The sequence below is a fragment of the Sorangium sp. So ce321 genome, assembly GCF_051530195.1.
GTDB lineage: Bacteria > Myxococcota_A > Polyangia > Polyangiales > Polyangiaceae > Sorangium.
In genome coordinates, this window is sequence record NZ_CP150329.1 from 14257212 (window position 1) to 14271903 (window position 14692).

Annotated in this window: 5 protein-coding genes; 3 read left to right on the forward strand and 2 right to left on the reverse strand. The window is 68.0% G+C overall.

Annotation, left to right across the window (positions count from 1 at the left end):
- Window positions 1-21 precede the first annotated feature (21 nt).
- Both WME89_RS52995 and WME89_RS53000 read left to right on the forward strand, forming a co-directional pair.
- Entirely contained in the window at window positions 22-1311 is a 1290-nt protein-coding gene (locus WME89_RS52995; protein WP_438007090.1) for a hypothetical protein, read from the forward strand.
- Window positions 1308-6068 (forward strand): RHS repeat-associated core domain-containing protein, encoded by a 4761-nt coding sequence (locus WME89_RS53000; RefSeq protein WP_438007091.1) that lies wholly within the window; start codon window positions 1308-1310, stop codon window positions 6066-6068. Before WME89_RS52995 ends, WME89_RS53000 begins: the two co-directional genes overlap by 4 nt.
- Window positions 6069-6197: 129 nt before the next feature.
- Here the strand turns inward: WME89_RS53000 and WME89_RS53005 are convergent, their stop codons facing one another.
- Window positions 6198-6350 (reverse strand): hypothetical protein, encoded by a 153-nt coding sequence (locus WME89_RS53005; RefSeq protein ID WP_438007092.1) that lies wholly within the window; start codon window positions 6348-6350, stop codon window positions 6198-6200.
- A gap of 498 nt (window positions 6351-6848) precedes the next feature.
- Here WME89_RS53005 and WME89_RS53010 point away from each other — a divergent pair, with 498 nt between their 5' ends.
- Window positions 6849-11933 carry an RHS repeat-associated core domain-containing protein gene (locus tag WME89_RS53010; protein ID WP_438007093.1) on the forward strand — a complete coding sequence of 1695 codons (5085 nt, stop codon included), beginning with the start codon at window positions 6849-6851 and terminating at the stop codon, window positions 11931-11933.
- Window positions 11934-12011: 78 nt separating this feature from the next.
- Here the strand turns inward: WME89_RS53010 and WME89_RS53015 are convergent, their stop codons facing one another.
- Window positions 12012-14501, reverse strand: coding sequence for a type VI secretion system Vgr family protein (locus tag WME89_RS53015; protein ID WP_438007094.1), 2490 nt, complete (start codon window positions 14499-14501; stop codon window positions 12012-12014).
- Between the last annotated feature and the right edge of the window lie 191 nt (window positions 14502-14692).

The window sequence follows — 14692 nt, forward strand, 5'->3', positions numbered from 1 at the left end:
GACCGAGAGGGCCTGTCTGCGATGTGGCGCAAGCTCGATGAACTGAAGGCGACACTGGACGAGTTCGTCGACCAGCGCGAGAACCTCCTGCTGGTCGTGAGCTGCGCCGACCCGGAGATGTCGTATGTGCTCAAGACCCTGGAGGGGATGGACGACACGGCCCCTTCGGACATCTTCCTGGTCTTCGGCGAGACCTTCACCGACGCGGCGCAGTACGCCTCGGCGATCATGAAGAACCTCCGGCTCCAGATGGAGGTCGCCAGGGCGCCCCGCGCGGCGCAGGGCGAGGGCCCGTTTCCGCCGCTGCCCGCGGTCTGCGACGATGTCGCGGCCGCGCCGGGCGCGCGCGTGCGCGCGGCGATCGATCACGTCTCCTCGCTCGTCCCCGCGCAGGGCTGGCACCGCGTGATCTGGGGGTTTCTGCCGCTCCAGATCGCCGACCAGGAGGGCTACGCGCGGCTCGTCGGCGAGTTCGTGCCCGCGAAGGGGCCCGAGCCGTGGATGCGGGGCCTGCGCGTGATCGCGCGCGACGACCGCGCGGCCCCGTTCCTGTTCCCGCCGCTGCGCAAGAGCAAGGCCCCCGGGGTGCTGCTCTACGAGCTCGACATGAGCCCGGCGGCCCTGAACGACGCGCTCGTCAAGGAGGCCGGCGACCGGAGCTTGCCTGTCGCCGATCGCATGCAGGCGCTCCTGCAGCTCGCGGGGCTCGACTACGCCTACCGGCGCTACCCGCAGGCGCTCGAGAAGTACGGAGCGCTCTACAGGTACTATGCGGCGCACGACGCGCCGGTGATGCAGGCCGTGACCCTCCTCGGCGTGGGCGACGTGCTCCGGCAGATGGGGGACGTCAAGGAGGCCAGGGTGAAGTACCACCAGGGGCTCGCGCTGGTGATGTCGACGCAGGCGCTGCCGGTCCTCTTGAACCTCACGTACGCGATCGGCGACACCAGCCTGGAGCTCAAGGACTACCGCGACGCCGAGGGGTTCTTCGGCCTCGCCGGGCAGATCGCCGGCAAGCTCATGAACCCGTTCGTGAAGGCCGACGCCCTGGAGAAGCAGGGCATCGCGCGGTACCGCACGGGCGACGCCACGGGCGCCGTGCTGGTGTGGAAGGAGGCGGCGGCCCTCGGCAAGACGTTCGCGTACCACGAGCGGCACCGCTCGGTGCTGGAGAGCCTGATCGCCGCCTACAAGGGCATGTACATGGAGGACGAGCGCCGCGCCTGCGAGGCCGAGCTCAAGACGGCGACGCAGTCGATGAAGGCGGACGCGCGCGAGGCGCACGAGCACCCGCTGAGGGCCGCGACGTGAGCACACGAGGAAACGCTGCGACGGGAGCGGCCGCGGCGGCCGGCAATCAGGCGGAGGCGCCGAAGCCGCTGATATCGCCGACGGGGGACGCGTCGCTGGACGTGCTGGCGGGCGACATCAACGACGCGCACGCGGCATTCCAGCCCCTGTCCGACCCGGAGGCGACGAACCTGGAGAAGGCGAACGCGGCGATCGGCGGGACGCTGAACGCGGTGATGTTGCCGATCACGCTGCTGAACGACGGCTTCGCGCTGGCGACGCGGGACATCGGGAAGCTGATCGAGCTGCCCGCGGCGACGCTGGGGATGCTGCACCTCGGGATCCCGCACGTGCACCTGCACCCGCCGGCGATGCCGATCCCGCTGCCGAGCTTCGGCCCGGTGGCGCTGGCCGGGTGCGCGTCGGTGCTGATCAACGGGATCCCCGCGGCGCGGGCGGGGGACATGGGGATATCGCTCTTGTGCGGGACGTTCGCGCCGCCATTCGAGGTGTTCACCGGGTCGAGCAAGGTGTTCTTCGGCGGGGCGCGGGCGGCGCGGATGCTGGACATCACGATGCACTGCATGCCCGGCGCCGGTGCGGCCAGGGCGATGGCCACGCTGATGAAGGTGGCCTCCGTAGGGATGGGCGTGGTCGGGGTCGGGGCGGGGGCGCTCGACGCGGTGACCAAGGCGGAGCGGGCGAAGCGGCTGCGGGCGAAGAAGGTGGAGCCGAAGGCGATCGACCCGGCCGAAGCGGCGAAGATGACGCCGGAGGAGCTCGCGGCTGCGCAGGAAGCCGCGGCGGCCGCGGCGGCGGAGGAGCAGCAGGAGAACCTCGAGGAGGCGGCGGCGGACGAGGCGTCGGCGAAGATCACCGGGATCCAGGCGGGGCTGGATGCGGCGGCGCTGGCGCTGAGCCTGCTGATGGGGATGGATCCGGGGACGCCGCCGTGCATCGGCGCGGTGCTGACGGGGCACCCCAACGTGCTCATCGGCGGGTTTCCGATGCCGCCGTGGTCGGCGGTGGCGAGGGGGCTCGGGAAGCTCGGGAGGAAGCCAAGGAGCAAGAGAAACGTCAAGAAGACAGACAACAACAAGTGTGAGCGCCCTGGCCATCCCATCAACCCGGTCACCGGGGCCAACGAGGACGAGTTCATCGATCACGAGCAGCCGGGGCCGATCCCGTTTCGCTGGGGTCGTCATTATACGAGCGCGGACGCGGATCGCGACGGGCCGATGGGCCGTGGGTTCCGGCACAGCTACGAGCGCAGCCTCACCGTCGACCTCGACCAGGTGACGTACACGGATGCCGAGGGACGAACGGTCGACCTCCCGCTCCCCGGACGGGAGGAGAGCGAGACGTATCGCGACGGCTACGCGCTCTTCATCTCGGCCGAGGGCGCGGGGACCCTTTACCAGCTCGCGCGCTCGGGCGAGCCCATGATGGAGTTCGTGAAGGAGCCGCGCAGCGACGCGGCGCCTCGGCTCATGCGCCTCCGCGGCCCGGGAGCGCAGGTGAGCTTCGTCTACGACGCCCTGGGCCGGCTGACGGCCATGCTCGAGACGTCGGACGCGGGCGCGATCGAGACGCGGCTCGTGCTCGACGACAGGGGCCATATCGTCGAGGTGCGCCGGGGTCGGCGCGGGGAGCGGGATCTGCCGCTCATCGCATCCTATGGATACGACAGCGCGGGGTGCCTGCTTTTGTTCCAAGACGCGCTCGGGGCCAAGGCCAGCTACGCCTACGACGCCGGCCGGCGCATCGCGCGCATGACCGACCGCAACGGCTACAGCTTCCACTTCACCTACGATGACCAGGGGCGATGCATCGAGGAGCACGGCGACGACGGGCTCTGGCGGGTCGCGCTGCGCTACCAGCTTGAGCGGCGGCGGACGCTCGTCACGAAGGCGGACGGGGGCGAGTGGATCATCGAGTACAACGAGAATGGCACGCTCGTCTCCATCCAGGATCCCTACGGGGGCACGCGGCGGCGGATCGTGGACGAGGACGGCAGGGTGGTGCGCGACATCGGGGTAGGCGGTCGAGATCTGCGCCTGATCTACGACGCCACCGGGAGGAACGTCGCCGTCGTCGACCCGTTCGGCCATCCACGCCCGCCGCTCGACGAGGTGCCCAACCCGCCCAACCCGTTCGCGGTCTATGTGGCGGAGACGGCCCGGGAGCAGCAGTGGGGCCGCTCGCTCGACGCGCTCCCGGTGCCGCGGGCGGCCGCCGAAGGGCTGCCGCCCGCCGCCTTGGCGGCCGTGCCGGCCACGCCGCGCGACCTGCGCGCGCCGGAGATCCGGCGAGACTCGCTTGGCAGGGAGATCGAGCGGGTCGACGCTGCCGGGCACCGGCAGTCGTGGGCGTATGACCCGAACGGCAACGTGGTGCGCCACGTCGATCGCGACGGGCGTGAGCACCGGACCGTCACCACATCGTGGAACCTGACCGGCGCGACGGTGGATCCGCTGGGGAGCCGGACTCATTACGAGTACACCGCGCACCAGGAGATCGCGCGGATCGTCGATCCGAAGGGGAACGAGAGCCGGTACGAGTACGACCTCAAGGACCGGCTGACGCGCGTGTGGCGGCACGGTGTCCTGCGGGAAGAGTACGCGTACGGCCCGGGCAACGAGCTCGTCGAGAAGCGCGACGGGGCGGGTAACGTGCTCGTGCGCTTCTCGGCCGGAGCGAACGGCCTCTATTCCGAGCGCCGCCTCGCGTCAGGGGAGGTGCACCGGTACGCGTACGACGAGCGCGGCCGCATCACGCGCGCCTCGACGGACGAGGTGGAGGTGCTCTGCCAGCTCGACCACTGGAACCGGGTGATCTTCGATCAGCGGGACGGCCGCGGCACGAAGCATGAGATCGACCAGGGCGAGCTTCGCTCCACCACCTACTTTGGCCGATTCACCATCACGTACCGTCGCGCGCCGGACGGCTCCCTTGAAATCGAGGCGCCGGACGGCGGAAAGCAGCGGATCCAGCGGCGCGAGGACGGGAGCGTCGTCACGCTGCTCGGAAACGGGTCGAGCATGCTGTCCTCGTACGACGACGAGCAGCGGTGCCTCGCGCGCGTCATGTGGCGGATGCGAGGGGACAAGACGGCGCTCTGGTCGGTCCGGTACGTGTATTCGCCCGAAGGGGAGCTTCGCCGGGTGGAGGACGACGCCCGCGGCGTGACCGAGTACACCTACGACGCCGCGCACCGCCTCGTCCGCGAATCAGGGCCGGACGGCGGTACGGCGGAGGTCGTGCTCGACGCCGCCGACAACGTGATCTCCAAGCCGGGCATCGAGCGCGTCGAGCTCCTCGAGGGCAATCGCCTGCACGCGAGCGGGCGCGAGCGCTTCCGATATGACGGCCGCAACAACCTCGCCGAGCAGGCGGGCGAGGGGGGCGAGGTGACGCGTTATCACTACAACAGCCTCGACATGCTCGTGGGCATCTCGCGGAGCGGGCGAGACGGCGCGTGGTCGGCCGCTTACGACGGGATCGGCCGGCGCGTGCACAAGACCTCGGGCGGGGAGCGCACCGACTTCTACTGGGACGGCGACCGGCTGGCGGCCGAGGTGGGGCCCACGGGCGCGCTGCGGATCTACGTCTACCCTGGGCCGGAGGCGCTCGTCCCGCTCCTGTTCATCGATTACGACAGCACCGACGCGGCGCCCGAGAGCGGCCGGCCTTATTACCCCATCGGAAACCAGATCGGGGTGCCGCTCCACATCGAGGACGGGACGGGCAACGTCGTCTGGAGGGCGAGCCACGTCGAGCCCTATGGGACGATCACCGTCGATCCAGCCTCGACCATCTCGTATGCGCTGCGGTTCCCGGGGCACTACCACGACGAAGAGACGGGCCTCCACTACAACCGCTTCCGCTACTATAGCCCGCGCCTCGGCCGTTATCTCCAGCCTGACCCGGTCGGGCAATCGGGAGGCGTCAACCTCTACGCGTACCCCGCGAACCCGCTGGTCCGCGTGGACGTGCTCGGGCTCACGCCGCACGGCGGACCGAGCAGCAGCACCGCCCAGCACCCCGGAGTCCACCTCCAGGACACGCCGCGCCGTTTCAGTTACCAGCAGACCAAAAACCTCTCGTGCGGGGCATCCGCTCTCCTGGTCGCCGCGATGGAATTAGGCATCAGTAAGACTCCGGAAAACTACGCCAAAGGCTGGACCAACCGGACTATCACGAACCAGCCTCTCCCAGACGCCAGGCTCGTGGAACTCGAGATTTACAACCATACCTCCCCCGGAGAAAAGTACTCCATGCCGAGCGATGTGCTCAATACAGCTCGGGATTTGGGGCTACAGGCCCGGATACACCAGGTGCCGATACCTTTTAAGACGCAGGCCATCAACTGGTGGTTTTCCAGCGAGTATGATAAGCTACGACGGCAAGACGAGAACATCATACCTGAGCGGCCGAGTCTCGGGAGAAACGAACGTGAGCTCCGTGTCGTCACGGTCGCTGGGCTAGGTTTGCACTGGGTTCTCGTGCGCCCGGACGAGAACTTCATGGATCCTGATACCGGCAAGAGCATCACGGGAACGCCCGAAAAGGATGGGGGCTATGGCAGGACCGGCATATCCATCGTGGTCTCGCTTCCACCGCCTCCACCCCCGCCTGCGCTCACGCCGCCGCCGCCTGCAGTGACGAAGGATCCGATTCGCTCTCCCATCGTGCTCTCGCCGCCATCGGCTCAACCCGCGCCTGCGCTCACGCCGCCGCCGCCTGCAGTGACGAAGGATCCGAAAAGCTCTCGATGAGCCGCTCGTCCACCGCGCGCGGTGAGGGTCGAGGCGCGACGCTGGTCTCTAGCGTCAGAGCTCCCAACGGGGGGCTCCCTGGCGCTCGAGACCAGGGCGGCCGCGGCGCGAAGCTCCGAGGAAGCTGGTTCAGCTTATCAGCGCCGCCTTCACGTAGGCCAGCTCGCCGCCGTCGACCGTGACCTTGAGCTCGATCTTCGACGCTTCGAGGGTGATGTTCGCCCGTTTGATGGTGATGTCCCAGCCGAACGAGGTCACGAGCTTGCCTCCCGAGAGGTTCATCTCGTTCTTGCCGTGAAGGTCGACCTTCTTCGAGGCGACCGGGGCCGACGTCTTCGCGCCGACCTTGAGCTTGCCCGAGGCCAGCGCCTGCGTGGTCCTCTCGCCGATCTGCTGCGACTTCGCGGCGACGAGTCGACCAACTCGCCGCCGTACGCTGTGACCGGGATACCAACCTTATGGTGTTCTTCGGCGGCTCCAGGCTGATGCCGCTGGTACAGGGCGAGGCCCACGCCATCGTGCACAGGGCGACGTCCAGGTGCGCCGGCAGTGATTCAACCGTCTACGTCAGCGCACCTCCTCCAACACGAATGCGCATGAACGCCTTCTCCGATTTGAAGGTCCCCGCTATAGTCAGCGCTGGAGCGCGTGATCACGCGCCTGCAAAGCCATGTACATGAATGGTGAGCGCCGCGCCTGCGAGGCCGAGCTCGAGACGGCGATGCAGTCGATGAAGGCAGACGCGCGCGAGGCGCACGAGCACCCGTTGAGGGCCGCGGCATGAGGACACAAGGAAATCCTGCGAGCGGAGCGGCTGCGTCGGCCGCCGACCAGGCGGAGGCGTCGACGTCGCTGATCAAGCCGACGGGGGACGCGTCGCTGGACGTGCTGGCGGGGGACATCAACGACGCGCACGCGGCGTTCCAGCCCCTGTCGGACCCGGAGGCGAGCACGCTGGACAAGGCGAACGCGGCGGTCGGCGGGACGCTGAACGCGATGATGCTGCCGATCACGCTGCTGAACGACGGCTTCGCGCTGGCGACGCGGGACATCGGGAAGCTGATCGAGCTGCCCGCGGCGACGCTGGGGATGCTGCACCTCGGGATCCCGCACGTGCACCTGCACCCGCCGGCGATGCCGATCCCGCTGCCGAGCTTCGGCCCGGTGGCGCTGGCGGGGTGCGCGTCGGTGCTGATCAACGGGATCCCCGCGGCGCGGGCGGGGGACATGGGGATATCGCTCTTGTGCGGGACGTTCGCGCCGCCGTTCGAGGTGTTCACCGGGTCGAGCAAGGTGTTCTTCGGCGGAGCGCGGGCGGCGCGGATGCTGGACATCACGATGCACTGCATGCCCGGCGCCGGTGCGGCCAGGGCGATGGCCACGCTGATGAAGGTGGCCTCGGTGGGGATGGGCGTGGTGGGGGTCGGGGCGGAGGCGCTCGACGCGGTGACCAAGGCGGAGCGCGCCAAACGGCTGCGGGCGAAGAAGGTGGAGCCGAAGGCGATCGACCCGAGCGAAGCGGCGAAGATGACGCCGGAGGAGCTCGCGGCCGCGCAGGAAGCCGCGGCGGCCGCGGCGGCGGAGCAGCAGCAGGAGAACCTCGAGGAGGCGGCGGCGGACGAGGCGTCGGCGAAGATCACCGGGATCCAGGCGGGGCTGGATGCGGCGGCGCTGGCGCTGAGCCTGCTGATGGGGATGGATCCGGGGACGCCGCCGTGCATCGGCGCGGTGCTGACGGGGCACCCCAACGTGCTCATCGGCGGGTTTCCGATGCCGCCGTGGTCGGCGGTGGCAAGGGGGCTGGGCAAGCTGGGCAAGTCGAAGGGGAGAAAACGAAAGTCCAAGCATCCGATCGATAAGGGCAAGCGCCGCGGACATCCCATCGACCCCATCACCGGCGCGAATGAGGACGAGTTCCTCGATTACGAGCAGCCGGCACCTGTCGGGTTTCGGTGGGAGCGCAACTACACGAGCGCAGGCGCCGACCGCGAAGGGCAGATGGGTCGCGGGTTCCGCCATGGTTACGAGCACCGGCTGAAGGTCGACCTCGATCAGGTCGCGTATACCGATGCTCGTGGGCAGACCGTCGAGATCCCGCTGCCGCGATTCGCGGGAGAGGAGACGTCCCGGGGAGGGTACGTCCTCCGCGTCTGGGTCGACGGCGCGGCCGTCACCTACGAGCTCGAGCGCCGCGACGAGCTCGCCATGTGGTTCGTACGAGAGCGGCGCGCCGACGCCGGCTGCGAGCTTCGGCTCGCGCGGATGCACACGGCTGAGGTACGGATGCGCTTCCTGTACGACGACCGAGGTCAGCTGCGAGGCATCGACGAGACCTCCGATGCCGCCGCGATCGAGACACGGCTCGCTCTCGATGACCGCGGCCACATCGTCGAGGTGCGACGCGGTCCGCGCGGCGAGCGCGAGCTCCCGCTCATCGCCGCTTACGCCTATGATCACGCTGGTCGCCTCGTGCTGTTTCAGGACGCGGTCGGTGCCAGGGGCCGCTACGCCTACGACTCTTCCCATCGCCTCGTGCGCATGACGGACCGCAACGGGTACAGCTTTCACTTCGCGTATGACGCTCAGGGACGGTGCGTCGAAGAGCACGGCGATGATGGCCTCTGGCGGGTAGCGCTGCGCTACGAACCCGAGAACCGCCAGACGGTGATCACCCAGGCCGACGGCGGCGAGTGGATCTACGGGTACGACGAGAATCAGACCCTCGCCTGCATCCGCGACCCCTATGGCGGTCAGCGCCGCCTTGTGACGGACGACGAGGGCAGGGTCACGAGCGAGATCGGCGCAGACGGAAGAACACTATGGGAATTCTTCTACAACCGCGACGGAGAGCGCTACGGGCTTGTCGACCGTTATGGCGGGTTGCATCCGCCGCTCGATGTGGAGCCCAACCCCCCGCTTCCGCCCGCTCATCAGATCGCCAACTCCGCGCTGACGCAGCAATGGGGGGCGCCGGGTGACACGCACACCGGCTTGGATGACTGGCGCTACACCCTGCCAGGCCAGGTCCAGGCGTTCCTTGCCACGCTTCCGAGCGACGCACCGACGACGGAGGAGCTGTCGCGAGAGTGGGACCCCCTCGGGCGATTGATCACCGAGACGGACGCCTCTGGTCGGCGTCAGTCGTGGGCTTACGATGCCAACGGTAACCCCGTCCGCTTCGTGGACCGCGACGGGCGCGAGCACCGCGTCGAGATCTCGTCGTGGAACCTCATCGGCGCGATTATCGATCCCCTCGGCAACCGCACCTGCGTCGACTACACCGCGCACGAGCGCGTCGCTCGCATCGTTGATCCAGGCGGCAGCGAGAGTCGCTACGACTATGATCTCAAGGACCGCCTCGTACGTGTCGTGCGGCATGGCGTGGTGCGCGAGGAGTATTCGTACGACGCCGGCGATCGCCTTGTCGAGAAGCGCGACGCTGCAGGCGAGGTCCTTGTTCGCTGCGTGATCGGTGATGACAGCCTACCGTCCGAGTACACCCTCACGTCGGGCGAGGTGTTTCGGTACGGATACGACGAGCGGGGCGAGGTCACGCGCGCCTCCACGCGAGACGTGGAGGTGCACCGGCGCTTTGACGCGGGGAGGCGCCTCGTCTTCGACGAGCGCGACGGACGCGGCGTGAGGCACGGCTACTCGGGTGATACGCTCGAGCATACGACGTATCTCGGACGCTTTACCGTCTTCTATCGAACCGAACCTGATGGCTCGTCGTGGATCGAATCCCCGGTGGGAGGCGAGCATCGGATACGGGGCGACCGCGGCGGCGTGCTCCTGGAACTCGGAAGCGGGAGCTCGGTGCTCTCGTCGTACGACGAGGAGGGTCGCTGCACCGGTCGCGCCATGTGGCGCAAGCGTGGCGTGGCGCTCGCGTTGTGGTCGGTGCGCTACAGCTACTCGGCCGAGGGAGATCTGCTGCGTGTGGACGACAGCGACGCGGGCGTGACCCACTACAGCTACGACGCGGCGCACCGCCTCGTCGGGGAGGTGGGCCCAGACGGGGTGGCATCGGCGATCGTCCTCGACGTGGCTGGCAATGTGCGCGAGAAGCCGGGGCTCCCGCGCGCCGAGGTCCTCGAGGGCAACCGCCTCTCCACGGCAGGCCGCGAGCGGTTCGGCTATGACGAGCGAAACCACCTCGCTGAATGGACAGACGAAGCGGGGGAGGTGACACGCTATCAGTACAACAGCCTCGGTATGCTGGTAAGGGTGTCGTGGAGCGGCCGGGAGGAGAGCTTCACGGCCGGCTACGACGGGATCGGCCGGCGCCTCTGGAAGGCGCTCGGCGGCCATCGAACCGAGTATTTCTGGGACGGCGACCGGCTCGCTGCGGAGATCGGTCCGACGGGCGTGGTGCGGATATACATCTACGCGGGGCCGGAGGCGCTCGTCCCGCTGATGTTCATCGATTACACGAGCGTGGATGCGGATCCGGCGAGCGGGCACGCGTACTACCCGATCTGCAATCAGGCGGGGCTTCCGCTGCACATTGAGGACGAGGCGGGCACCATCGTCTGGCGGGCGCGTCATGTCGAGCCCTACGGGGCCGTTGTGCTGTATCCCGGCGCGTCGATCACCTATGCGCCGCGCTTTCCGGGGCACCACTTCGACGAAGAGACGGGACTTCATTATAACCGATTTCGTTACTATAGTCCTCGACTCGGTCGGTATCTACAGTCCGATCCCGCTGGTCAGGAGGGCGGGGTCAACCTGTACGCGTATCCGGCAAATCCGCTGGTCGACGTGGATGTGCTCGGGCTATTGCATTCTGAAAAGCAATGGCAAGAGTTCGTCCAGAAGCATCCAATCAAAGAAAATACGCCGACTTTCAAGAAATACGCCAAATATTATAGGAAATCGATCGGTCGATTTATTGGAAAGGAGAATTTCCGAAAAAAGTTTATCATAAAGGTCGAGCTTGGGACCTTGGAGTCCGAATTCATCAAAAGAGCTCAGGCTGACGCGGCGGCCGGGGTTAAAGCACAGCACGACCAATTGGAGCGCGGGAGGAGGCATGGGGATAAGCCATTGCTCAGGTACTCCTACACAGAGCCGATCAGCATGGGTAGGGATGATTCCGTCTCGCATCATGACAAAGCTTTTACGTATTTTTACAAGAAAGACATTGTCGTGGAGGCGCGGACCTTTCCGCTGGGCAAGGGTGAGCATCGGTCGCCGCTTATCCTCGAGTTTGATAACAGGATCTTTGCTTTTATTCATGCGATCGCCAACAGCGGGGCGTCGAAGCAGCAGCTGTTCGAGCTGCGAACAGACATGAAGAGCACGTTCGGGGAAAAGCTTCAGTTCGTCGGTGGCGATCTGAATCACAAACCCGTCGACCCTTCGCTTTTGGCTGGCAGTGCAGGGCCATCTCGGCGCTCCCCACGAAACGTGGGGAAGACCTCGGACTTCACTCCCCTCTCCACGGGGAAGCCGACGCACCACGGCACCCATGGCGAAAGCGAGCTCGACTGGGCTTACGTCGCGAAGGGTGATGCTGCGTGGCCGGCTCCTACGCGCATCGATGATGCTTCGGGGCTCCCCGTCTGGAAGGGCGCCCCCGAGGCTTTTCGTAGAGACAACTTACGCGGGCTGCAATCGGCGAGCGATCACGCTGCGATACTGTACACAACGCCGGATGGTAGAAAGCTCCTGGTCTGGAACGCGCAGGACTGGAAGGGCTCCGCGGTGCTCTCCGAAGCCAACAAGCGCCGCGGCGTGGTGTTGCAAGAGTTATTGCTCAGCCACAGACCCGACGTCGTCGTTCTGCTGGAGACCGGGGAAGCAGGTAAGCCCAACAAGTTCATCCAGGACTTTATCGATGAAATAACGGATCGCTCGGGCTGACGCCGCTCGTGCTTCAAATCGCCACAGCGCGGGTTCCTGCGGGTCGACGAGCGGCGGTTCCAGGGGGCCGACGCCGGCTCAGTTCAGCTTGATCAGCGCCGCCTTCACGTCGACCAGCTCCCCGCCGTCGACCGTGACGGTGCTCCCACCCTTGATCTCGACCTTCGACGCGTCGAGGGTGATGTTCTTCCCCTTGATGAGGATATCCCCGCTGAACGAGATCACGAGCTTGACGCCCCCGATGCCCACCTCCTCCTTGCCGTAGACGACGACCTTCGGCGCGTCGATCACTGCCGACGTGTCCGCGACCACCTTGAAGGTGTCCGAGCTCAGCACCTGCGTCGTGTCGGCGTGGATCTGCTGCTTCGGCGCACTGAGGATCTGCTCTGTCTCCGACACGACGACCTGCTTCGCCTTCGCGCCGATGACCTGCTCGCCGTCGACCTGCACCCCGTGCTTCCCCTTCACGAGGAGCGCATGATCCGCGTCGTAGGCGGTCACCTGGACGCCGACGACGTTGATCGACTGCTTGCCCTGCACCGAGGTCGCGTCGTCCCCCGTGACCGACACCGCGCGGTTCCCGGTGACGGCGTCGGTCAAGTTCCCCGTCACCGCGAGCGTCCGGTTGCCGCTGACCGCCACGGTCTGGTCGCCCTCGACCCCGACGCTCTGGTTGCCCTGCACCCCGACGCTCTGGTTGCCCTGCACCCCGACGCTCTGGTTGCCGCTGACGCCGGTGTCCTGATCCCCGCCCACGCCGATGGTCTGGTTCCCGCCGACGGTGACCGTCTCGTTCGCGCCGACCACCTCCGCGTTGTTCGCGCCGACCATCGTGCTCCGGTCGGTGCCCGTCGCCTCGCTCCGGTTCGCGCCGACGCTCGACGTGCTGTCGACCGCCACCGTCTCGCTGCGGTTGTTGCCGACCTCGCTGTTCCAGTCCTTCGGCGTGTGCAGCAAGATCTGCTGCGCCCCCGCGGTGTCGTCGAACCGCAGCTCGTTGTGCGTGCCGCCGCCCGGGCTCGTGTCCGTCTTGAAGGTGCTCACCGTCGGCACGACCGTCGGCGGCACGTTCTGGCCGTTGTACACGCGCCCCACCACGAGCGGCCGGTCCGGGTCCCCGTCCTCGAAGTCGACGATCACCTCCGCGCCCACGCGCGGGTGGAACACGCCCCCTTGCCCGGCGCCCGCGAACACCTGGCTCACCCGCACCCAGCACGACGTCGGCTCCGCGCCTTGCCGCGCGCCGTCCTGGTCCCAGTGGAAGCGCACGCGCACGCACCCGATCTCCGCGCCCGGCGGCCCGCCGATGTGGATCTCCTGCCCCGACGCCGACGGCTCCGCCGTGACGAACGCCGTCTGCGAGCCCACGATGCGCGGCTTCCGCGTCATCCGCGCGGGCCGGAAGCGCGACTCGGCGGCCGACCCCGCCTTGCCGCGCCGGGCGCACTCGAACGCGCACGCATACGGCACCACGTCCTGCGGCACGTTCACGTTCGCGGACGGCGGCAGCACCCCCGGCTGCTCGCCGCGCACGTCGAGCCGCGTGACCAGGTACTCGCCCTCGTGCCGCGGCCGCTCGTGCTCGAGCGCGAAGATGGTCCCGGCCGCGAGCACGCGGCTCGGGCCGTCGCCCACCGCGTAGCTCGCCTCGACCTCGAGCCGCTCGCGCCGCGCCGCGGCGAGCGGCCTGCCCTGGTCCGGCGTGTCGGGGTAACGCCCCGGGTACTCGTGCTCGACGAGATCCCCGCCGCCCGCGTCCTCCTCGACCGCCATGCTCAGCGCCGGCTTCTTCCAGTTGTAGTCCTGCAGCGTGACCTTGCGGGGGCGCAGGCGCGCGCCGAGCTTCATCGTGGTCACCTCCCGGCCGCGCAGGTTCGCGCCGAGCGGCAGGAACGGCTCGAGCCGCGCGCGGCCCGTGTCCTTGTCGGAGAGCACCAGCAGGCACGCGCCGCCGCCGTTCTCGAAGTGGTAGCCGATGCCCTCCTCCTCGAGCAGGCGCGACACGAAGGCGAGGTCGCTCTCGTTGTACTGCACGCAGTAGCGCCTCGCCGCGACGGCATCGATGCGCGAGGTGTCCGACACGCGCCAGGTGAAGAGCTCCTGCGCCGGCTTGAAGTCGGCAACGCCGTCATCGGGCTCGACCCCACCGCCGCCGCGCTGGAGGGCAGGGTCACCCTGGAGGACAGCGTCGATGATCTGCCGCGTGGTCTTCTCGAGGAAGACGCGGCACCGCGTGCGGTGCGCCGCGCGGGCGAGCGGCGGCGAGAGGACGAGCCGGTACGCCATGCCCCCGTGGATCGGGCCGAGCTCCTCCGCCTCGGTGATGATGCCGTGGACGACGCGGTAGGCGGGCAGGGTCCCCGTCGCGATGCGGAGCGTCGCCCGCGCCTGGATGAGCTCCTCCGGATCGACCTCGGGCGCAGGATCTCGGGTGATGGCGGTGATCTCGTAACGGTAGAGCGTGGAGATGCCCTCCGCGCCCCGGAAGCTGACGACGCGCAGGTGGTCCCAGGGGCCGGAAAGCCCGGAGGCTCCTTCCCACGCAAACGTGAAATCGAGATCACTCAACGGGTCGCTCTCTTTCTTTCTCGCCCCGTCGCGGGGCGCCACCGGCGGCGCGGATCGCCCTCCTGCCCGCGTCGAGCAGGCGCCGCGCGCGAGCACAGGAATGCACGCCAGCACATTCGACCATAACAGAACTCCACCACGCGGAGTCCTCGCCTCGGTCGGACGCGCGAGGCGAGGAGCGCGCCTGCTCA

Excerpts from the sequence above, each read along its gene's own strand:
- WME89_RS53005 (WP_438007092.1), bottom strand. The coding sequence starts at position 6,350 with ATGAACCTCTCGGGAGGCAAGCTCGTGACCTCGTTCGGCTGGGACATC.
- WME89_RS53010 (WP_438007093.1), top strand. The coding sequence starts at position 6,849 with ATGAGGACACAAGGAAATCCTGCGAGCGGAGCGGCTGCGTCGGCCGCC.
- WME89_RS52995 (WP_438007090.1), top strand. The coding sequence starts at position 22 with ATGTGGCGCAAGCTCGATGAACTGAAGGCGACACTGGACGAGTTCGTC.